The sequence below is a fragment of the Micromonospora sp. CNB394 genome (assembly GCF_000374985.1).
GTDB classification, from domain to species: Bacteria; Actinomycetota; Actinomycetes; order Mycobacteriales; family Micromonosporaceae; genus Micromonospora; species Micromonospora marina.
Genome location: NZ_KB895827.1, coordinates 123,063 through 142,219, shown reverse-complemented (window position 1 = coordinate 142,219; position 19,157 = coordinate 123,063). Strand labels below are relative to the sequence as shown.

The following is a 19,157-nucleotide window of genomic DNA, read 5'->3' as shown; positions in this document are numbered from 1 at the left end:
GCTCGTTCATCGTGCTCCCTTCGCCGTGGACCGGACCTGCGCGGCGGCCGGGTCAGCCGGCGCGGCCGGCCAGCCGCTGCCCCGCCCGGCCCGCGCCGCCGCGATCATGTCGGTCGTCGAGCGCCCGTCGAGGTACGGCACGACCACCGTGTGACCGCCCCAGCGGGCCAGGATCTCCGTCTCGGGCAGCGTCTCCGGGCCGCCACCGCTGGCGTAGTCGCCGCCCTTGACCCAGATGTCCGGGCGCAGCCAGGACAGCGCCGCCTCCGGGGTCGGCTCGTCGAAGATCAGCACCGCGTCGACGCAGCCGAGCGCGGCCAGCAGGCGCCCCCGGTCGCCCTGCGGCACGACCGGACGCTCCGGACCTTTCAGCCCGGCCACGCTGGCGTCGGAGTTCAGGCAGACCACCAGGCAGTCGCCGAGCTGCCGGGCCGCCTGGAGCGTCGCCACGTGCCCGGCGTGCAGCAGGTCGAAGCAGCCGCCGGTGGCGACCACGGTCCCGCCGGCCGCGCGTACCCGGGCCACCACCTCGCCGGCCGCCCCGGCGCCGATCCGGTCCCCGCCGCCGGTCACGACCGCCGGAGCGACCGCCCGCACCGGCGCGGGCAGCGCGGCGGCCACGCCGCCGCCGGCCACGTAGGCCGACGCCTCGACGACCGCCTCCTGCACCGCCTCGGACACCAGCGCGCCCCGGGCCAGGGCCAGCGTCGCGGTGGACGCGAACCGGTCGCCGGCCCCGCAGGTGTCCCCCTCGGCGGGCGGCGCCGGCACCACCAGTGGCGTCGACCCGGCGTGGCTGAGCAGCGCACCGTCCCCGCCGAGCGTCACCGCCACCGCGCGCGCCTGCCAGCGGCGGCGCAACGCGTGCGCGCTGCGGGACGCGACGGCCAGGCGGGAGCCGCCCGGCGGTGTCTTGGCCAGCTCGCGGGCCTCCGGCTCGTTCGGCGTGGCCAGGTGCACCCCGGGTACGGCGCCGGGCCCGCGCGGATGCGGATCCCAGACCACCGGCGCCCGGGTGGCGGTCAGCGCGGCACGCAGCGCCGGATGCGCCGCCACGCCCCGGCCGTAGTCGCTGACGAGCACCGCGGACGCGCCGGCGATGAGCCGCAGCACGGCGTCGCTCGGCTCGCCCGGCGCGCCGGTGCTCCCGCCCCGGTCGTGGCGCAGCAGTACCCGGCCACGCGCCCGCAGCCGGATCTTCTCCGGGGTGGCGCCGGCCAGCGGAAGCGCGTACAACCGGACCCCGGCGGCGGCGAGCAGCGTGCCCAGCCGGGCTCCGCCCGCGTCGTCGGCGACGGCGGTGACCAGCGCGACCTCGGCGCCCTGCGCGGCGGCGAAGACGGCGGCCAGCCCGGCGCCGCCGGGCCGGTCGACGGACACGGTCTCGTCCAGCACCGGCACCGGGGAGTCCGGGCAGAGCCGGTTCACCAGACCTTCCACGTCCCGGTCCAGAAGCGTGTCACCGAGCACCACCACCGGTCCGCTCATGCCGGGCCTCCCCCGCCGGCGGGGGCCGTCGGGTCCGGCTCGGTGAGGGCCGGCTCGCCGACGACGACCTCGACACCGGCGCGTACCGGCCCGGCCGCCGGTTCGGCGGCGAGCGCGGCGGGCAGCGCCAGCTCGACGTACTCGCAGAGCACGTGCGAGGCCACCAGGTGCAGTTCCTGCACCACCTGCCCGTCCGGTGAGTCGATCGCCAGATGCTCGTGGCAGAGGTCGGCGAGGGGGTTGGGTGCGGGTCCGGTGAAGGCCCAGCAGCGGATGCCGGTCTGGCGGGCGGCGTGGGCGGCGGTGAGGAGATTGGAGCTGGTGCCGCTGGTGGACATCAGGAGGAGGTGGTCGCGGGGGCGGCCGTGGGCGCGGACCTGCCGGGCGAAGGCTTCGTCGTATCCGTAGTCGTTGGCGATGGCGGTGAGGGCGCTGGTTTCGGCGTGCAGGGCGATGGCGGACAGGGGTTGCCGGTCGTGGCGGAGCTTGCCGACGAGTTCGGCGGTGAGGTGCTGGGCCTCGGCGGCGCTGCCGCCGTTGCCGGCCACCAGCAGCCGGCCACCGGCGGCGAGCCGCTGCGCCAGTTCCTCACCCCAGCGGGCCAGCATCTGTTCCGCCGCCCGCAGCGGCAGCAGTGCGGCCGCCAGCAGGCTGAGGTGGTCCTCCAGCACCGTCGCGCCGGTGCCCGGCGTGGCCGCCGTCATCAGGCGACCACCCGGGTCGGGCGGCGCACGGCGGCCACCTCGCCGTACATCTCGGTGAGGCGGTCCGCGGTGGTGGCCCAGGAGTAGCGGGTGCGGGCCCGCTCCAGCGCGGCCGTGGCGTAGGCGAAGCGGCGGATCCGGTCGCCGAGCAGACCCCGGATCGCCGCGCCGAGGGCCGCCGGCTCCCGGGGCGGCACCAGGTCGCCGGTGCGTCCGGCGACCACCGTGTCGATCAGCCCGCCGACCGCCGTCGCGACCACGGGTACGCCGCAGGCCATCGCCTCCAGCGGGGTGAGCCCGAACGGCTCGTACCAGGGGGCGGCCACGAGCACGTCCGCCGACCGGTACCAGCGGCCCATCTCCTCCCGGGGGACCGCGCCGACCAGCCGTACCCGGTCGGCGACGCCGAGCGAGTGGGCCAGCGCGCGCAGGCGCAGCGCGTACGGGTCGGTCTCCAGCAGCCCGGCCGGCGGCCCGCCGACCACCACGCACTCGGCATCCGGCACCTCGGCGACGGCCCGGACGACGTCCTGGAAGCCCTTGCGCTCGACCAGCCGGCCGACGGTGAGGATGCGGGCCCGGCCGCCGTCGCGGTCGGCGACCGGGCCGAGCGGGGAGAACGTCGTCAGGTTCACCCCCGACGGCACGACAGTCATCCGGGACCGGGGCACACCCATCCGGACCAGTTCCGCGACCTCGTCCTGGCACTGGGCGACCACCCGGTCCACCGAGCGGCCCAGCCTCCGCTCGTGCTCGACCCGGCCCGGCGGGCTGGTGTCCTGCACGCCCTGGTGGCGGCGCTTGACCGTGCCGAGCGCGTGGTACGTCTGCACCATCGGCACCCCGGCGCGGCGGGCCGCGGCGAGACCCGCCAGCCCGCTCATCCAGAAGTGCGCGTGCACCACCTCGGGCTGCCAGTCGCCGGTGCGCCACCGGTCGGCAAGCCACTGCCCGAACGCCGGCATGTACGGCAGCAGGTCGTCCTTGGCCACCGGTTCGGCCGGCCCGGCCGGTACGTGCACCACCTCGTACCCGTCCGGGGTGCGGACGCTCACCGGCAGGTCCACCGCGTCGAGCCGGGTGTGGACGCGCACGTCGTGACCGGCGGCCGCGAGCGCGGCGGAGAGCTCCGCGACATGCGTGTTCTGGCCACCGGCGTCCTCCCCGCCGAGGACGGCGAGCGGGCTGGCATGCTCCGAGATCATCGCGATGCGCATACTTCCTCCTCCAGCAGCCGGTCCCAGTCGGCGAGGAATCGCTCCAGTCCGTAGCGGTCCCGGGCGGCGGCCCGGGCCACGGCGCCCGCCCGGCGGGCGGACTCCCTGTCGTCCAGCAGGCCACGGGCGGCGTCGACGAGCGTGTCGACGCGGGTGGACAGCGCGCCCGCGGCCGGTGGCACCGCCTCCACCGCCTCGGTGGTGGCCAGTGCCACCACGGGCATGCCGATGGTCATGGCCTCGATCAGGCTGAGGCCGAGTGAGGTCCAGCGGCACAGGTGCAGGTAGGCGCGCCGTTTGGCGAGTTCGGCGTGCATGGCGTGCTGGGGTACGTCGTCGTGGCTGGTCAGCCGGTCCTCGGGCAGGCCGAGGTGGGCGGCGAGACCGTCCACCCTCATCCCGTAGACGTCCAGCGGCGCCAGCGCGGCGAACCGGGCGAGCAGGTCGGTGCCGGTGACCCGCCAGCGGCGTACCGGCTCGTTGACGACCACGGCGAGGCGGTCGAGTTCGCCGGTCCACCCGACCGCCGGCGGCACGACACCGTGGTCGACCACTGTGGTCCGGGTGCCGCCGTTGTCCCAGAACAGTTCGTTGAACGCGGTCACGTGGGTCAGCAGCAGGTCGTCGCGGCCGGCCATCGGGTGCCGGGTGTTCGGCACGTCGCCTTTCGGCGTGTTGTGCTCGACGTAGATCGCCGGCACGTCGCGGCCGGGCCGGCGGCCGAGCCACTCCGCGGCCAGGTCGAGTTCCTCCGGGCGTTGCAGGATCACCAGGTCGACGTCGGTGTCGCGCAGGTCCTCGGGAGTGACCTCGACGGCGCTGTCCGGCCAGGGGTAGGTGCGCGCCCGGCCCAACCCGTACGGCCCCCGGTCGGGGGTTACCGGCACCAGGTAGCGGTGCTTGCCGTGCACGAAGGACGTCGTCCACGACCCGTGGACGTGCCACAGCAGGATGTTCATCCGGCCACCCCGCCCGCCACCGGCGCCAGCACGCCGAGCAGCCGCAACGCCTCCAGCACCCGTCCCGGCTCGACCGCCGACAGGCACGGGTGCCCGGGGACCGGGCAGGCGGTGGCGCGGGTGTCCCGGCAGGGCGCGCCCGCGTCGCCGAGCCGCACGGTCGGCACCCGGTACGGCCCCCACTGCCCGAACGGCACAGTCGGGGCGAACAGGCTCACCACCGGCACGCCGAGCGCGGCGGCCAGGTGCGCCGGGCCGGTGTTGCCGACCACCAGCGCGCCGGCTCCGGCGATCACCGCCGCCAGGTCGTCCAGCCCGGTCCGCCCGCCCAGGTCGACGCCGCCCGCCGCGGCGACCCGCGCGGTCAGCTCCCGTTCGTCCGGCCCGCCGGTGACCACGACCCGGTAGCCGGCGGCGCCGAGCACCCGGACCACCCGGGCGGCCAGCTCCTCCGGGCAGGCGCGGGTCTCCACCGAGGATCCCGGGTGCAGGACCACGTAGCCGGGCGCCCCTACGTCGGCCGCGGGCGCCGGAAGCCGGTCGGTGCGGATGCGCAACGCCGGTTCGTCGTGGTCCGGGAGCGCGAAACCGGCGGCGGCGGCGAGGGACAGGGCGCGTTCGGGTTCGGGTACGCCGGCCGGGACGCGGTGGCGCACGTCGAGCAGGCTGCCCGGGTAGTCGTCGCTGATCGCGCTGATCCGGGGCACACCGGCCAGGCGCAGCAGCAGGGCGAGCGGCAGGGCGGACTGGTGGAAGGAGGTGAACACGACCGCCTCGCCGGCCCGTACCGCCGCGAGCCGGTCGGTCAGCGCGCGCACGGCACCGGGGTCGACGGGCGGGGCCGGCGCGTCGATCCACGGCAGCGGCGCCTCGATGATCTCGTCCACGCCGGGGAGCAGTTCGGCGGCGGCCCGGCCCCGTGGCCCGCACAGCAGCACCACCCGCTGGGCCCCGGACGCGACCGCCCGGATGCCCGGCCCGGTCACCAGTACGTCGCCCGCCGCGTCGCTGCGCACCACGAGCACCGTGCCGCGGCGCGACCGGCGCACCGGCTGCGGCGCGGCCGTCAGGCGCATCCGGGCCAGCACGATGCCCACCGCGTCCGGCAGGTCGGCGGCGACCGTCGGCGCGGCGGCCACCTCGGCGGCCCGGGTGGCGGGCGTGGGCACCATGATCGCCGCGGCGCCGGCCGCGGCGGCGGCGGCCGTGTCCGCGCCGATGTCCCCGATCAGCACGCACCGGGTCGGCGTGGTCCCGAGCGCGGTTGCGGCCTCGTGCACCAGGCCGGGCGCGGGCTTGCGGCAGGCGCACCCGTCGGCCTCGGCGTGCGGGCAGATCGCCCAGTGGTCGAAGGGCCCGAGCAGCTCCTCCACCCGGGCGTTGACCAGGCGCAGGTCGTGCGCCGTGAAGCAGCCCCGGGCCAGGCCGGACTGGTTCGTGACCACGGCCAGCCGCAACCCGGCCGCCCGCAACCGGTCCAGCGCCTCCCGGGCGCCCGGCACCGGCCGTACCTTCTCCGGATCGCCGTTGTACGGCACGTCCTCCACCAGCGTGCCGTCGCGGTCCAGCAGCACCGCGTCGTACAGGCCGGACGGGATCCGGTCAGCACCCGGGTCAACCCGGGCTGACCTGCACTGATCCCGCTCCTGGTCCCGTCGCACGGGCGGCGGGTTCCCGAGGCCCCGAGGAGTAAACGTCGTCGTCGGCGCCAGGCCCCGCGCCGGTGCCGCCCAGCCGGGTGCACGCCTGCCACCACCGGCCCGGTCCGGCGATACCCGCCGTCCCGGAGAAGCTAACCCGGATCGCCGTTAGCGACGGCCCGCACCGGGGTACCGCTCGGTGATGGCGGTTGTGGAGAAGGTGATCGACGCTCCCCCGGAGCAGGTCTTCGAGGTGCTCGCGGACGGGTGGACGTACAGCGACTGGGTGGTGGGCACGGTGCACGTGCGGGACGTGGACGACACGTGGCCGCGCGTCGGCAGCAACCTCCACCACCGGGCCGGTCCGTGGCCGTTCTCGCTCCAGGACAGGTCGACGGTGCTGGAGTGCCAGGCCCCGCACCGGCTGGTGCTGCGTGCCGGGCTGTGGCCGGCCGGGGAGGCGATCGTGGCGTTCGTCCTGGAGCCGCTGGACGGCGGCCGGACCCGGGTCACGATCGGCGAGGACTTCGCCGCCGGTCCGCTGCGGTGGGTCCGGACCAAGCTCAACGACCTGGTGCTGCACATGCGCAACCGGGAGACGCTGGCCCGGCTGTCCGACATCGCGACGAGGCAGAAGCCGGAGCGTTGATCGATCGGTGGCGGGGCGTCCGTGCGGCTGCGCCGCGAAGGACTGGCTACCCTCTCAGGTGAACCTGTCGGCTGACCGAGGATGTCCGTGATGATCGAACCCGTGCAGTTACCCTCCCCGTGGGGGGATGCGCGCCTGACCGTCGTCGTTCCGACCTACAACGAGGCGGGCAACCTCCCGACGCTGGTCGAGCGCCTGCTCGCGCTGCCGCTGCCGGGGCTGAAGGTGCTGGTCGCCGACGACAACTCCCCGGACGGTACCGGCGAGGTCGCCGACAAGCTGGCCATCGAGCACCCGGACCGGGTGACGGTGCTGCACCGCCCGGGCAAGGAGGGCCTCGGCCGGGCGTACGTGGACGGCATCGGCCGGGCCCTCGACGACGGCGCGGACTTCGTCGCGCAGATGGACGCCGACCTGTCGCACCCGCCGGAGGCGCTGCCCGGCATGCTCGGCGCGTTGCTGTCCACCCAGGCTTCGGTGGTCATCGGCTCGCGCTACGTGCCCGGCGGTGAGCTGGACGAGAACTGGCCGCTGTACCGGCGTGCGCTCAGCGGCTGGGCGAACCTGTACGTGCACACGCTGCTGCGGGTGCGCATCCGCGACCTCACCGCCGGCTTCAAGATCTGGCGGTCCGACGCGCTGCGCGCGATCGGGCTGGACCGGGTGCAGTCCAACGGCTACAGCTTCCAGGTGGAGATGCACTATCTCGCCACCAAGCTCGGCCACACGATCCTGGAGGTGCCGATCCGCTTCGAGGAGCGCCGCGACGGCGACTCGAAGATGACCACCGCCACGAAGATCGAGAGTGCGCTGATGCCGTTCAAGCTGCGCAGCCGGCACCGCAACCTCGACTCCTGACCACTCCTGCACCTCCACCGCGCCCTCACGCTCCGTCGCCGTCACCGCGCCTCGTCTCGGGCCCGCCCACGATCTTGGTAGGAAACGGCCCCCAAAGGGGCACTTTCGTACCAAGACCTACGAGGGCTCCGCGACTGGGCGCGGGCGGCGTTCAGCGGGCGCGGCGGCGACGCGGACGGGCCGGGTCAGCGGTAGACGGTGCGGTGGGCGGCGGCGATCGTCCGGGCGTAGACCGCGCCGGTGACGGCCCGGTCGCGGGCCAGCGCAGCCCGCGCCGCGTTCGCCCCCGGCGCACCGTGGACGCCGCCGCCGGGATGAGCGGAGGCGCTGGCCAGATAGAGCCGGTCCACCGGGGTGTCGGCCCGGCCCAGGCCGGGGATCGGCCGCAGGAACAACTGCTGGTACGCGGCGGCGGTGCCACCACCCAGCGCTCCCCCGACCAGGCTCGGCTCGGCGGCCTCCAGGTCGGCCGGTCCGGCCACGTGCCGCCCGACGATCGACGCCCGGAAACCCGGTGCCGCCGCCTCCAGCACCTCCTCCATCCGCTCCACGTGCCCCGCCACCTCCTCGGCCCGCCAGTTCCGCCGGAACGGCAGATGGGTGTAGGACCAGAGCGACTCGGTGCCGGGCGGTGAGTGGCTCTGGTCCGCCACCGACATCTGACCCACCAGCAGGAACGGATCCCGCGGCAGCTCGCCGCGGGCCAACTCGGCCGCGTACGTGGTGAGTCCGTCGAGGTCGGCGCCCAGGTGCACGGTGCCCGCGCCGGCCAGGTCGCGGTTCCGCCACGGCACCGGCGCGGACAGCGCCCAGTCGACCTTGAGCGTCGAGCCGTCCCACTTGAAGTGCGCCAGGTCCTCGACCATCCGGGGCGGCAGCGCCGCCGCGCCGACCAGGTCGAGGAAGAGCGCGGGCGCTGGCACGTCGGCGAGCACCGCACGCCGGGCCCGCCAGTCGGTGCCGCCCGCGGTGCGTACGCCCATCGCCCGGCCCCGGGCGGTGAGCACCCGCTCGACCCGGGCGCCGTACGTGATCCGCCCGCCCCGCTCGACCAGCCGGGCGACGAGCGCGTCGGTGATCCGCTGGGCGCCGCCCACCGGCACCGGCCAGCCCACCTGCTGGCCGAGCATGGCGAGCAGCCAGCCGTACACGCCGGAGCCGGCCTCCTCCGGGGACAGGTCGGTGTGCAGGGCGCATCCGGCCAGCAGGACCGTGCCGCCCTCGCCCTCGAACAGCTCCGCGCCGAGCTTGCGGACCGGGAGCACGAGGCGGCGGGCGAGCCGGAGGGCACCCCCGACCCGCAGCTGCCGCAGCAGGCCCAGCCCGCCGCGTACCGGCGGGAACGGCGTGGTGATGGTCCGCAGCATCGGCTCCGCGACCTGGCACCAGTCGGCGTACGCGTGCCGCCAGCGCTCCCCGTCGCCGGGGGCGAACGCCTCCATCGACGCGGCGGTGGTGTCCAGGTCGCGGTTGACCACCGCGGCCCGCCCGTCCGGCAGCAGGTGCGCCAGCACGTCCGGCGCGTGCGTCCAGGACAGGCCGTGCCGTTCCAGGCCCAGCCCGTCGAGGACCGGGGAGGCGTAGCCGAGCGGGTAGAAGGAGCTGTAGAGGTCGCTGAGGTAACCGGGCGCGGTCACGTACGCGGAGCGGACGGCCCCGCCGGGCGCCTCGGTGGCCTCCAGGACGTCGACGTCCCAGCCGGCGTCCACCAGCAGGTTCGCGGCCACCAGCCCGTTGTGTCCGGCCCCGATGACGACGGCGTCGGCAGTCGAGGTCATCCGGTTCGCCTACCCGGCCGGTCACCGGGCGAAACGCGTTTGCTCCGCCCTTGCCTGGGCAACCACGGCCGCATGTACACGGTTGCGCAGCTCATCGGCGGAGTGTGGGGTGCCGGCGGCGAGGGCGGCGAACTGGTCGTCCACGATCCCGCGGACTCCTCGCCGGTGACCCGTACACCGGTGGCCACCGCCGACGAGGTGGCCAAGGCGGTGGAGGCGGCCCGGGGCGCGGCGGCGCAGTGGGCGGCGACCGCACCGGCGGACCGGGCCGCGGCGCTGCACCGGGCGGCGGACGCGGTCGAGGCGGCGGCCGGGGAACTGGCCGAGGCGACCACAGCGGAGATGGGCAAGCCGCTCGACGACGCGCGGGGCGGGGTGGCTGCGGGCGTCGGCACGCTGCGACAGTACGCCGAACTGGCCCCGGTGCGGGGCGGCCGGACGTTGCACGGCGCGCACGACGCGCTGGACTTCATGGCCCCCGGGCCGCGCGGCGTGGTCGCCGCGATCACTCCGTGGAACGACCCGGTGGCGGTGTCGTGCGGCCTGCTCGGCGCGGCACTGGTCACCGGCAACGTGGTGGTCTACAAGCCGAGCGAGCGGACCCCCGCCACCGGGTGGCTGCTAGCCCGGGCGCTGGACTCGGCGCTACCGGCCGGGGTGCTGTCGCTGCTCACCGGCGGCGGCGAGGTGGGCGCCGCGCTGGCCGGGCAGGAACTGGACGTGATCGCGCACGTCGGTTCCACGGCCACCGGCCGGGCGATCGCCGCCGCGGGCGCACGTACCGGGGCGAAGGTCCTGCTGGAGAACGGCGGCAGCGACCCGCTCGTGGTGGATGCGGACGTCGACCCGGTCTGGGCGGCCGGACAGGCGGCGCTGGGCTGCTTCGCCAACGCCGGTCAGATCTGCGTGGCGGTGGAGCGGATCTACGTGCACCGCGACGTCGCCGAGGGCTTCCTGGACGCGCTCGTGGCGCGCGCCGAGGCGCTCACCGTGGGCCCCGGTCGTGACCCGGGCACGCAGCTCGCGCCGCTTGTGGACCGGCGCCACCGGGACCACGTGCACGGGCAGGTCACCGCCGCGCTCGCCGACGGGGCCCGGGTACGCACCGGCGGCGCGCTGCCGGACGGGCCCGGCGCGTTCTACCCGGCCACCGTCGTCGAGGGCTGCCGCCACGACATGACGCTGGTCCGCGAGGAGACGTTCGGGCCGGTCGCCCCCGTGGTGGTGGTCGACTCGTTCACCGAGGGGCTGCGGTGCGCGGCCGACTCCCCGTACGGCCTGGCCGCCACCGTGCTGACCGGGTCGATGAGCCACGCCCAGCGCGCCTGGCGGGAACTGCCGGTCGGCACCGTGAAGATCAACTCCGTGTTCGGCGGGGCGCCGGGCGGCGCCGCCCAGCCGCGCCGGGGCAGCGGCCACGGATTCGGGTACGGCCCGGAGCTGCTGGACGAGTTCAGCACCGTGAAGGCGGTGCACCTGGAGGCGCCGGGCGGCGGCCACTGGTGAGACGGCACGAAGCGAGCCCGGGACCGGGGCGGTCCCGGGCTCGACGCGTACCCCCGGAGGTCAGCGACCCCCGCGGGCCTTGCGGGTCGCGTTGTTGTTGGCCTTCTCGATCGCCTCGACCAGTTCCGGCTTGGTCATCCGGGACCGGCCGCGCACGTCCAGTTTCTTCGCCACCTCCATGAGGTGGTCCTTGCTGGCGTTGGCGTCCACCCCGCCGGCCGTGTCGGCGCGCCGGGCCGGGCCGCCACCGGCGGCCTGCTTGTCGCTGGGCCCCTTGCGGCCCTTGGGCTCCCAGTGGTCGCCCACCTTCTCGAACTCGTGTTTGACCGCGGCGAAGGCGGTGCGGTGCGCCCGCTCCCCCTCGCCGTACGTCTCGACCGCCGAGTCGTGCGTCTTCTCCCAGGTCCGCTGCGCCTTTGCCGGGGAGCGCCGCAGCGTGCTGGGCAGTACCTCGCGCCCGGGCATCTCGTCCTCCTGGAGTCTCGGTCCGGTATCTGCTGTGGTTCCCTCCCGCCCGACGGGCAAACCGGCACCCGGTTTGTCGATTTCTCCCCGGGGGTACCGCCCGCCCACACCCGGTGGCGGGCCTGGAGGAGGCGGACATGACCGTGACGACACCCCGGACGGCCGGCGGCCGGACGCGGTCGCGCCTGCCCCGCCGGATCCGCCAGCTCAACTGGCGCACCTGGCGCGGAGTGCTGGTGCGCAGCGGCAAGGGTTTCGTCACCGACAACTGCGCCGACTGGGCGGCGGCGCTCACCTACTACGGGGTGCTGGCCCTGTTCCCGTCCACGATCGTGGTGGTCGCGCTGGTCGGCCTGGTCTCCGACGGCCCGCGCACCGTCGACACCGTGATCGATCTGGCCCGGGAGATCGGCGCCGGCTCGGTCGTCGGCAACGACGCGTTCGTGGGCGTGGTGCGTAACGTGGTCGAGCAGCAGGGCTCGGCGAAGGTGCTGCTCAGCTTCGGTCTGCTCGGCGCGCTCTGGTCCGCGTCCGGGTTCATCGGCGCGTTCACCCGCGCCTCCAACGCGATCTACGCGGTGCGGGAGGGCCGGCCGTTCTACCGGCTGCGCCCGTTGCAGATCGGCATGGCAGCGGTAACCATCGTGCTGCTCGCGGTGGTGGCCACCGGGCTGATCGTCAGTGGCCCGGTCACCGACGCGCTGGGCGACCTGTTGAACGCCGGAACGGTGGCCCGTACGACGTGGTCGGTGGCGAAGTGGCCGCTGCTCGCCATGGTCGCCATGACGTTGCTGTCGCTGCTGTTCTGGATCGCGCCGAACGTCCGCCAGCCGCGGTTCCGCTGGCTCACCCCGGGCGGGGCGCTGGCGCTCGTGGCCTGGGTGCTGGTCTCCTTCGGCTTCGGCCTGTACGTGGCCAACTTCGGCTCGTACGACGTCACGTACGGCAGCCTCGGCGCGGTCATCGCGTTCCTCGTGTGGCTCTACCTGTCCAACTGCGCGCTGATGCTCGGCGTGCAGGTCAACGCCGAGTTGCAACGCGGCCGGGCGATGCAGGCCGGGGTCGAGGAGCCGGACGATCCGGTGCTGCCGCCGCGCGCTCCCGCCGACGACGACGAGACCGGCGACGAGACCGGCGACGAGAAGGTCCACGCGGGGAAGGCGGCCGACCGGTTGCCGCCCGGATGACCGGCTCCCCGGCCCGCACCGGTTTACCGGCGGTCCCCCGGGGCATCTCCCAAGGCATGGAACGTGGCAGCAGCAAGCACTCGCCCAGGGTCGACGACCAGATGAGCAGCGAGGTCAGCGGTCTCGTCCAGGGATCGGGCACCGGCGGCTCGCGGGCCGAGGAGTTCCGGATCCCCGAACCGGCCGGCGAGGACCAGCCGGAGGCCACCACGGCCCCGGCCGGGGAGCTGCGCAGCGGCGCGCCGCAGGGCATGAGTTCCGAGGACGTCGAGGCGCGCAGCCGCCTGGGACGGTTCATCACGATGACCGCCCTGCCCGGTGACCGGGAGGCGCTGCTGGCCAACGCGCGGGAGAACGAGGCGCCGACGGACATCGTCGCCGCCCTGGAAGCCCTGCCCGAAGGCACCCGTTACCAGACGATCTCCGAGGTGTGGGCCGCACTCGGGCACAGGAACGAGACGACGCGCTGGTGAGCGGGCCGGCCCACGGCCCGCACGAGACAGACCGGCGGAAGAGGAGGAACCCCGACATGAGCGGCGTTACCGAGCACGTGGACGTTGACGTACCGATCCGGACCGCGTACGACCAGTGGACCCAGTTCGAGGAGTTCCCGCACTTCATGGAGGGTGTGCAGGAAGTCCGGCAGCTCTCGGACAGGATGACCCACTGGACCGTCGAGATCGCGGGCGTGAAGCGCGAGTTCGACGCCGAGATCACCGAGCAGTTGCCGGACGAGCGGGTGGCGTGGCGCTCCACCGGAGGCACCCAGCAGGCGGGCGTGGTGACCTTCCACCGCCTCGACGAGGGGCACACCCGGGTCACGCTCCAGATGGAGTTCGAGCCGCACGGCGTGGTCGAGCAGGCCGGCGACAAGCTGGGCGTGGTCGACCGGCGCGCCAAGGGCGACCTGGAGCGGTTCAAGCAGTTCATCGAACGGCGCGGTCAGGAGACCGGCGCCTGGCGCGGCTCGGTCGACCGGCCGACCCCCTGACCCGTCCCCCCGTACCCCAGTCCCGATGGCCGCCGGTTCCCCGGCGGCCATCGCCGGGTCCGGCCGTTTGCGATCATCCCGTCCGGGTACCGCAGGGGAATGACCGACAACGACCGCCACGTGTGGCGCGACGAGGACCGTACTCCCCTGCACGAGCTGGACCAGGCCGTCGCCCGGTCGGCCACGGACGGCCAGGGCGACGACATCACCGCCAACGACGCCGGCCAGGAGGCCGCGTTCGGCCACGGCCCGGAGGCGGTGGACCGGGGCGCCGGCCCGGAGGCCGAGCGGCGTGAGATGACCGATGCGGACCGGGCCTACCGGCCGTCGACGATCGGGCGGACCGGCCCGGACAGCATGTGATGCCGGTGGCTGCGGGCATCGGTGCCAGTGCCCGCAGCCGCCGGCTTCATGCTCGGCCGAAACGACAAGAAGCGCGGTACGGACGGCCGGGAAAACGGACAGCCCATCTAGAATCGGCCGAACGGCTGACGGCACTCCCCCCGACGCGCGCAAGACTTTCGGGATGCAACAGGGCTCCGGTTTCCTCTCCAACCGTCAGCGCAAGCTCGCCTGGCTGGGCTTCCTGCTCGCCGCGATCCAGGCTCCGGTCTCCGCCCGGTTCACCGAGGACAGCTCCTGGCTGTTCAGCCTGGTGGTGGCGCTGATGGTCGCGACCGTGATCATCGCCGACGACGGCGCCCGCCGTCGCCCGGCCGAGGCACGCTCCTCCGACTGATTCAGCTCGTGCCGGGGCGCGCCTCGTGCCCCGGCACCCCCCGGCTGCGGCGGCGCTCCTTCATCTCCGCCTCGTAGAGGTGCCGCCGGCCCTCGACCAGCTCGTCGCGGGCCTGCCGGTCCAGCTTCCGGAAGAGCGCGTAGTACCCGTCGTCGAAGTCCTCGACGATCTGGAACGTCCACTGCCCGGCGATGACGTTGCGGCCGAGCAGGTCCCGGTCGATCCGCTCGGCGAGCCCTGGATGACCGGCGGCGCGGAACATCTCCACCGCGTCGTCGAGCATCAGGTCGGCGTGCCCGATGAGCTGGTGCAGCTCGTACAGGTGGCCGCGGGCCCGCTCGACGCACTCCAGGGCCTCGCTGAGCTTGCCGAGCGCCTCGACCGTGGCGTCGCTCACCCCCGCCGGGCGCCGGTGCGCCCCGTCCGGTTCGTCGGCCCGCTGTCCCATCGTGTCCCTCCGTGGCCTGGTCGCGTAGTCTGCTTGCCGGACTTCTGCCCCCGCACGGGCGACTCAATCCCGGCGGACGAGGCCGGACCTCCCCCGGACGACCCGGGCATCCGCCACTCGGCCGAGACCGGCCCGCCGCTCCCGGCGCTAGCCTCGGACACCATGCGCGTGCCGAACAACCGGGTCGCGACCCGCTCCGCGGCGGTGGCCGCGCGGACGACCCTCACCACGCTGACCGCTGCCGTCGGCACCGCCGGCCTCGCCGCGGCCCACGCGAACCCCGGGCTGCTCGCCGAGGTCGACCAGCACGCCGCCGGGGTACGCGACAGCCTCCACGGCGACCGCCGCCCGCTCACGGTGGCGGCGCTCGCCGGGTACGCCGAAGGGCTGCGCGAGGCGGCGGCCGAGCACGGCTGGACGCCGCCGGCCGAGCCGGTCGACTGGTCCGAGCCGGACTGGACGCTCACCCGCCTGCTCGCGGTCTGCCTGCTGGTCCGCGGGCTGGACCCGCGCCACCTGGCCTGAGCCGGACACGGCTACGGGGCGTCCGCGATCGCCCCGCGGACACCCCGTCAGCCGCTGCCGTCAGCCGCCCGGCCGACGGAACTGCTGCGTCTCGTCGCCCGCCTCGCCGGAGCGGTACGTGCCCGCGCCCGACATGGACGACTGCTGCTGCGACGCCGGCGTCGGCTGCCCACCCCGGTCGGCCATCCGGCGTTCGTAGTCGCCCCGGCCGGCCTGCTGCGCCTGCCGCTGCTCCCGGAACGCCCGGGACTCCTCCGCGGCCCGGTGCAGCCAGCCGTCCCAGCGGTCCTGCATCGGCTTGATCAGACCACCACCGACACCGACGATCAGGATGCCGGCCACGGTGGCGAGGAACGCCACCAGCACCGGTGTGGTCACCGTGGTGGCGATGCCCACCTGGTTCAGCGCGGCGATGACGCCGAGCGCCAGGATGAAGACCGCCGTCACGTCGGCCAGCACCCGGCCGTACGAGAGCCCGCCGAGCGCGCCGGAGACCAGGTCCCGGACGGCGTTGGCGATGGCGGCCGCGATCACCACGATCACGATCGCCACGAAGGCCCGCGGCAGCCAGGACACCACCCCGCGGATCAGGTCGCTGATCGCGTTGGGCCCCCACACCCCGAAGGCGAACTGCAGGGTGAACAGCAGGACCGCGTAGTAGGCCAGTTTGGCCAGGATGTCGCTGGCGTCGTACTTGGTGCGTTCCAGGGCCCGTTTGACGCCGCCACGTTCGACGGCGCGGTCGAACCCGACCCGTTCCAGTGCCGCGTCCACGATTTTGAGGACGGCTCGGGCGATGAGCCAACCCACGACGAGGATCGCGATGAACGCGATCGCCCGCGGTACGAAGAGCAGCACCGACCTCCAGAAGTCGGTCCAGGCCGCACTGATGTCGACCTGTCCGACCGCGAGGGTTTTCGGCATGATGTCCCTCCTGTCGCGTGAACTGCGCCGCCCGCATACCCGGTGGCCTGGGCAGCACGCCGGGCCGGACCGGGGCAATTTCCCGACAAGGCCCGCCGAACCGGTCCTGACCTGCCCGAACGTCCGCTCCGCAGGACAGCCGCACCCGCCACGGACGCATGATCGGAACCAGCCGGCCACGCTCCGGTTAGGCTGCGGTCATGCCAGGCACCGTCGGTCGGGTTCCCACACCGTCCGCCCCCGCACCGGGAGCGCCCACCGATCCCGTCGTCGGCGGGCAGGCGGCCGGGGCCGCCCACCCCTGGGCCGGCACGCCGCTGGGCGCCCCGCACACGTGGGATCCCGCGGTACGCGCCGTGACCGACGTCGTGCTCGCCTCCCCCGTGCCGATGGCCCTGCTCCTCGGCGACGACCTGGTGGTCTTCTACAACGACGGGTACGCCGAACTGATCGGCGAGCGGCACCCGGACGCGCTCGGCCGGCCGGCGGCCGAGGCGTTCGCCGAGGTGTGGCGCGACCCGGGCGCCGGCGAGGCGCTGGAGCGGGTCTACCGGCACGGCGAGCCGTTCCTGCAGCGGGAGGCGGTGCTGCCGGCCGACCGGCAGGGCCCGGCCGAGCCGGCCGTGTTCACCCGGGGCCACTGCCCGGTCCGCGACTCCACCGGCCGCATCGTCGGCGTGCTCACCGTCTCGGCGCAGACCACCCAGCTCACCCAGCAGTTGCAGAGCCTGAGCGACTTCGCGGCGGCGCTGGCCGGCACGCTCACGCTCGACGACGTGGCACGGGTGACGCTGCGCTACTGCCTGCACTCCTTCGACGCCGACCGGGTGTCCTTCGCGGTGGACGAGGGCAGCGCGTGGCGGCTGGTCCGCCGCATCCGCGGCGAACTGCTCGACGAGGCCGACGAGCGGTTGCCGCCGCTGTGGCGGCGGATGTCCGCCGACACGGCGCTGCCGGCGGTGGTGTCCGCCCGCAGTGGCGTGGCCTCGTTCACCGCCGACGGACAGCCGCTGCGCGGCGTCGCGGTGGACCGGCACGACGAGAAGATCCGCGCGCTGGCCGCCCTGCCGCTGCGGACCACAGTGGTCCGGGGTTCGCTGACGGTGGGCTACCGGGCACCGCGCCCCTGGTCCCCTGCCGAACGGGCGCTGCTGACCGCGTCCGCGGAGCTGGTCGGCCAGGCCGCCGAGCGGGCCCGCCGCTTCGAGACCCAGCACGGCACCGCCCAGATGCTGCAACGCAGCATGCTGCCGGAGCGGCTGCCGGACCTGCCCCGGCTGCGGATCGCCGCCCGCTACGACCCGGGCGTGGACGGCAACGCCGCCGGCGGTGACTTCTACGACGCGTTCCTGCTGCCCACCGGCGCGCTGGGCGTGGTGCTGGGCGACGTGGCCGGGCACGACGTGCAGGCCGCCGCCCGGATGGGCCAGGTACGCGCGGCGCTGCGCGCGCTCGCCCTGGTCGACCCCCGCCCGGACGCGGTGCTCGACGGCCTGGACCGGCTGGTCAGCAGCCTCGGCGTCGAGGGCGGCACCCAGGAGCTGTTCGTGACAGTGATCTTCGGCGTGGTAGAGGCGGACCGGGAGCTGATCACGCTGGCCAGTGCCGGGCATCCCGCGCCGCTGATCCGGCGCTCCGGACCCGGCGCGGCGGTGGCCGAGTTCGTCGACGTGCCGCCCGCCCCTCCGCTGGGCCTGGGCGGGCGGGCGCGTACCGCCGCTGTGCCGTTCCGTCCGGGCGACACCCTGCTGCTCTACAGCGACGGCGTGGTGGAGCGGCGCTGGCAGGACCTGGCCGCCGGGATGGCCGGGCTGGGCGCGGCGGTGAGCGGGGCGGCCGGCGGCGATCCGCGCGCGCTGTGCGCGGTGGCGACCGCGTCGGTGCCGGGCGCCACCGAGGACGACGTGGCGGTGCTGGCGGTGGAGTACGCGGTGCGGCCCAGCCGGTCGGCGAGCATGGAGGTGCCGGCCGAGCCGACCGCGCCGAGCCGGGTCCGGCACTGGATGACCGCACAGCTCGGCGAGTGGCAGGTGCCCGAGGCGGTGATCGGCGCGGCGGTGTTGTGCACCAGCGAGCTGACCACGAACGCGCTGCTGCACGCCGGGACCGCCGCCCGGGTCGAGGTCGACCTGTCCGCGGAGCGGCTGCTGGTGTCGGTGGCCGACTCGGGCACCCGGGGTCAGGTCACCCGGGCGCAGACCGACACGCTCAGCAGCCGGGGCCGCGGGCTCGGCCTGATCGAGGAGCTGAGCGACGCCTGGGGCACCGATCCGACCGTACGCGGCTCGACGGTCTGGTTCGAGATCCTCATTCCGGCGGGCCGGTCGCGCGTCGGCGACGCCCGGGACGGGTAGGAGCCGGGCATGGCCGACGACAAGCGACGCGGTGTCCTCTTCGACGTGGACGGCACCCTGGTCGACACCACGTATCTGCACACGGTGAGCTGGTGGGAGGCGCTGCGCCAGGCCGACCACCGGGTGCCGATGACGCGGATCCACAGATCCATCGGCATGGGCTCGGACAAGCTGCTCGACCATCTGCTCGGCGCGGAGCGGGACCGGGACGCCGACGGCCGGCTGCGCGACGCGCACGACGCGCTCTACGCCGAGTACTGGGAACGGCTGGCGCCGCTGCCCGGGGCCCGGGAACTGTTGGGCGCCTGCGCCGAGCGCGGGCTGCGGGTGGTGCTGGCTACCTCGGCGGCCGAGCACGAGGTGACCGCGCTGCGGGCCGCGCTGGACGCGGACGACGTGATCGACTCGGTCACCTCGTCGGCCGACGCGCAGGAGAGCAAGCCGGCGCCGGACATCCTGGTCGCCGCACTGGACCAGTCGGGGCTGGCCGCCGAGCGGGTGGTGTTCGTCGGCGACTCGGTCTGGGACGTCGCCGCCGCCGGCAAGCTGGACATCCCCTGCATCGGCCTGACCTGCGGCGGCACCGGCCGCGCGGAACTGGCCGGCGCGGGCGCGGTGGCCGTCTACGACGACCCGGCGGAGCTGCTGCACGCCCTGCCGGACAGCGCCATCGCCGCACTCGGTTGACCGGTTGCACAACCGGCTGGCACGCGCAGGCTTAGCCG

Annotated in this window: 20 protein-coding genes; 11 read left to right on the top strand and 9 right to left on the bottom strand. The window is 74.9% G+C overall.

From position 1 onward, the window contains the following. Positions 1-6 precede the first annotated feature (6 nt). From C569_RS0106455 to C569_RS0106435, 5 genes are read right to left on the bottom strand one after another with little or no spacing between them, the layout of a single operon-like run. Positions 7-1,488 (bottom strand): PfkB family carbohydrate kinase, encoded by a 1,482-nt coding sequence (locus C569_RS0106455; protein ID WP_018784978.1) that lies wholly within the window; start codon positions 1,486-1,488, stop codon positions 7-9. Further along, the gene (locus C569_RS0106450) at positions 1,485-2,192 is read right to left on the bottom strand and encodes an SIS domain-containing protein (protein ID WP_018784977.1); all 708 of its coding nucleotides are present in this window, start codon (positions 2,190-2,192) and stop codon (positions 1,485-1,487) included. Before C569_RS0106450 ends, C569_RS0106455 begins: the two co-directional genes overlap by 4 nt. Next, complete coding sequence (locus C569_RS0106445; RefSeq protein ID WP_018784976.1) at positions 2,192-3,409, bottom strand: glycosyltransferase; 1,218 nt, start codon at positions 3,407-3,409, stop codon at positions 2,192-2,194. Before C569_RS0106445 ends, C569_RS0106450 begins: the two co-directional genes overlap by 1 nt. Further along, the gene (locus tag C569_RS0106440) at positions 3,394-4,368 is read right to left on the bottom strand and encodes a glycosyltransferase (protein WP_018784975.1); all 975 of its coding nucleotides are present in this window, start codon (positions 4,366-4,368) and stop codon (positions 3,394-3,396) included. The genes C569_RS0106445 and C569_RS0106440 overlap by 16 nt, the downstream gene beginning before the upstream one ends. Then, on the bottom strand, positions 4,365-6,029 hold the full coding sequence (locus C569_RS0106435) for an HAD-IIIA family hydrolase (protein WP_036345264.1): 1,665 nt from the start codon (positions 6,027-6,029) through the stop codon (positions 4,365-4,367). The genes C569_RS0106440 and C569_RS0106435 overlap by 4 nt, the downstream gene beginning before the upstream one ends. 181 nt (positions 6,030-6,210) lie before the next feature. Between C569_RS0106435 and C569_RS0106430 the strand changes: the two genes are divergently transcribed. Further along, entirely contained in the window at positions 6,211-6,657 is a 447-nt protein-coding gene (locus C569_RS0106430) for an SRPBCC family protein (RefSeq protein WP_026267780.1), read from the top strand. Between the two features lie 90 nt (positions 6,658-6,747). Continuing rightward, positions 6,748-7,515 carry a polyprenol monophosphomannose synthase gene (locus tag C569_RS0106425; protein ID WP_026267779.1) on the top strand — a complete coding sequence of 256 codons (768 nt, stop codon included), beginning with the start codon at positions 6,748-6,750 and terminating at the stop codon, positions 7,513-7,515. A 185-nt stretch (positions 7,516-7,700) separates the two neighbouring features. Here C569_RS0106425 and C569_RS0106420 read toward each other — a convergent pair whose 3' ends face one another. Further along, positions 7,701-9,293 carry an NAD(P)/FAD-dependent oxidoreductase gene (locus C569_RS0106420; RefSeq protein WP_018784971.1) on the bottom strand — a complete coding sequence of 531 codons (1,593 nt, stop codon included), beginning with the start codon at positions 9,291-9,293 and terminating at the stop codon, positions 7,701-7,703. A 72-nt stretch (positions 9,294-9,365) separates the two neighbouring features. Here C569_RS0106420 and C569_RS0106415 point away from each other — a divergent pair, with 72 nt between their 5' ends. Then, positions 9,366-10,799 (top strand): aldehyde dehydrogenase, encoded by a 1,434-nt coding sequence (locus tag C569_RS0106415; RefSeq protein WP_026267778.1) that lies wholly within the window; start codon positions 9,366-9,368, stop codon positions 10,797-10,799. Positions 10,800-10,859: 60 nt separating this feature from the next. Here the strand turns inward: C569_RS0106415 and C569_RS0106410 are convergent, their stop codons facing one another. Further along, positions 10,860-11,264 (bottom strand): ChaB family protein, encoded by a 405-nt coding sequence (locus tag C569_RS0106410; protein WP_018784969.1) that lies wholly within the window; start codon positions 11,262-11,264, stop codon positions 10,860-10,862. A 137-nt stretch (positions 11,265-11,401) separates the two neighbouring features. On the opposite strand from C569_RS0106410, the gene C569_RS0106405 reads away from it, so the two are divergent. The 5 genes from C569_RS0106405 (at position 11,402) to C569_RS0106385 (ending at position 14,181) form a co-directional block, all read left to right on the top strand. Further along, positions 11,402-12,451, top strand: coding sequence for a YihY/virulence factor BrkB family protein (locus C569_RS0106405; protein ID WP_026267777.1), 1,050 nt, complete (start codon positions 11,402-11,404; stop codon positions 12,449-12,451). A 56-nt stretch (positions 12,452-12,507) separates the two neighbouring features. After that, complete coding sequence (locus tag C569_RS0106400) at positions 12,508-12,924, top strand: DUF2795 domain-containing protein (RefSeq protein ID WP_026267776.1); 417 nt, start codon at positions 12,508-12,510, stop codon at positions 12,922-12,924. Between the two features lie 56 nt (positions 12,925-12,980). Further along, positions 12,981-13,442: an SRPBCC family protein gene (locus C569_RS0106395; protein ID WP_018784966.1), complete on the top strand. Its 462-nt coding sequence runs from the start codon at positions 12,981-12,983 to the stop codon at positions 13,440-13,442. A gap of 99 nt (positions 13,443-13,541) precedes the next feature. After that, complete coding sequence (locus C569_RS0106390; RefSeq protein WP_018784965.1) at positions 13,542-13,805, top strand: hypothetical protein; 264 nt, start codon at positions 13,542-13,544, stop codon at positions 13,803-13,805. 163 nt (positions 13,806-13,968) lie between these two features. Then, positions 13,969-14,181, top strand: coding sequence for a hypothetical protein (locus C569_RS0106385; protein WP_018784964.1), 213 nt, complete (start codon positions 13,969-13,971; stop codon positions 14,179-14,181). A 1-nt stretch (position 14,182) separates the two neighbouring features. Here C569_RS0106385 and C569_RS0106380 read toward each other — a convergent pair whose 3' ends face one another. Further along, positions 14,183-14,629 carry a hypothetical protein gene (locus C569_RS0106380; RefSeq protein ID WP_018784963.1) on the bottom strand — a complete coding sequence of 149 codons (447 nt, stop codon included), beginning with the start codon at positions 14,627-14,629 and terminating at the stop codon, positions 14,183-14,185. A gap of 162 nt (positions 14,630-14,791) precedes the next feature. On the opposite strand from C569_RS0106380, the gene C569_RS0106375 reads away from it, so the two are divergent. Beyond that, on the top strand, positions 14,792-15,154 hold the full coding sequence (locus C569_RS0106375; protein WP_026267775.1) for a DUF6401 family natural product biosynthesis protein: 363 nt from the start codon (positions 14,792-14,794) through the stop codon (positions 15,152-15,154). 60 nt (positions 15,155-15,214) lie between these two features. Here C569_RS0106375 and C569_RS0106370 read toward each other — a convergent pair whose 3' ends face one another. After that, positions 15,215-16,078 carry a hypothetical protein gene (locus C569_RS0106370; protein WP_018784961.1) on the bottom strand — a complete coding sequence of 288 codons (864 nt, stop codon included), beginning with the start codon at positions 16,076-16,078 and terminating at the stop codon, positions 15,215-15,217. 200 nt (positions 16,079-16,278) lie between these two features. Here C569_RS0106370 and C569_RS0106365 point away from each other — a divergent pair, with 200 nt between their 5' ends. Further along, positions 16,279-18,432 carry a SpoIIE family protein phosphatase gene (locus C569_RS0106365; protein WP_018784960.1) on the top strand — a complete coding sequence of 718 codons (2,154 nt, stop codon included), beginning with the start codon at positions 16,279-16,281 and terminating at the stop codon, positions 18,430-18,432. 9 nt (positions 18,433-18,441) lie between these two features. Further along, positions 18,442-19,119: an HAD family hydrolase gene (locus C569_RS0106360; RefSeq protein WP_018784959.1), complete on the top strand. Its 678-nt coding sequence runs from the start codon at positions 18,442-18,444 to the stop codon at positions 19,117-19,119. Positions 19,120-19,157 lie beyond the last annotated feature (38 nt).

Coding starts and splice junctions, on each gene's coding strand:
- C569_RS0106440 (WP_018784975.1), bottom strand. CDS start 4,368: ATGAACATCCTGCTGTGGCACGTCCACGGGTCGTGGACGACGTCCTTC.
- C569_RS0106445 (WP_018784976.1), bottom strand. CDS start 3,409: ATGCGCATCGCGATGATCTCGGAGCATGCCAGCCCGCTCGCCGTCCTC.
- C569_RS0106425 (WP_026267779.1), top strand. CDS start 6,748: ATGATCGAACCCGTGCAGTTACCCTCCCCGTGGGGGGATGCGCGCCTG.
- C569_RS0106400 (WP_026267776.1), top strand. CDS start 12,508: ATGGAACGTGGCAGCAGCAAGCACTCGCCCAGGGTCGACGACCAGATG.
- C569_RS0106380 (WP_018784963.1), bottom strand. CDS start 14,629: ATGGGACAGCGGGCCGACGAACCGGACGGGGCGCACCGGCGCCCGGCG.
- C569_RS0106385 (WP_018784964.1), top strand. CDS start 13,969: ATGCAACAGGGCTCCGGTTTCCTCTCCAACCGTCAGCGCAAGCTCGCC.
- C569_RS0106410 (WP_018784969.1), bottom strand. CDS start 11,264: ATGCCCGGGCGCGAGGTACTGCCCAGCACGCTGCGGCGCTCCCCGGCA.
- C569_RS0106390 (WP_018784965.1), top strand. CDS start 13,542: ATGACCGACAACGACCGCCACGTGTGGCGCGACGAGGACCGTACTCCC.
- C569_RS0106415 (WP_026267778.1), top strand. CDS start 9,366: ATGTACACGGTTGCGCAGCTCATCGGCGGAGTGTGGGGTGCCGGCGGC.
- C569_RS0106360 (WP_018784959.1), top strand. CDS start 18,442: ATGGCCGACGACAAGCGACGCGGTGTCCTCTTCGACGTGGACGGCACC.
- C569_RS0106455 (WP_018784978.1), bottom strand. CDS start 1,488: ATGAGCGGACCGGTGGTGGTGCTCGGTGACACGCTTCTGGACCGGGAC.
- C569_RS0106370 (WP_018784961.1), bottom strand. CDS start 16,078: ATGCCGAAAACCCTCGCGGTCGGACAGGTCGACATCAGTGCGGCCTGG.
- C569_RS0106405 (WP_026267777.1), top strand. CDS start 11,402: ATGACCGTGACGACACCCCGGACGGCCGGCGGCCGGACGCGGTCGCGC.
- C569_RS0106430 (WP_026267780.1), top strand. CDS start 6,211: ATGGCGGTTGTGGAGAAGGTGATCGACGCTCCCCCGGAGCAGGTCTTC.
- C569_RS0106365 (WP_018784960.1), top strand. CDS start 16,279: ATGCCAGGCACCGTCGGTCGGGTTCCCACACCGTCCGCCCCCGCACCG.
- C569_RS0106450 (WP_018784977.1), bottom strand. CDS start 2,192: ATGACGGCGGCCACGCCGGGCACCGGCGCGACGGTGCTGGAGGACCAC.
- C569_RS0106375 (WP_026267775.1), top strand. CDS start 14,792: ATGCGCGTGCCGAACAACCGGGTCGCGACCCGCTCCGCGGCGGTGGCC.
- C569_RS0106395 (WP_018784966.1), top strand. CDS start 12,981: ATGAGCGGCGTTACCGAGCACGTGGACGTTGACGTACCGATCCGGACC.
- C569_RS0106420 (WP_018784971.1), bottom strand. CDS start 9,293: ATGACCTCGACTGCCGACGCCGTCGTCATCGGGGCCGGACACAACGGG.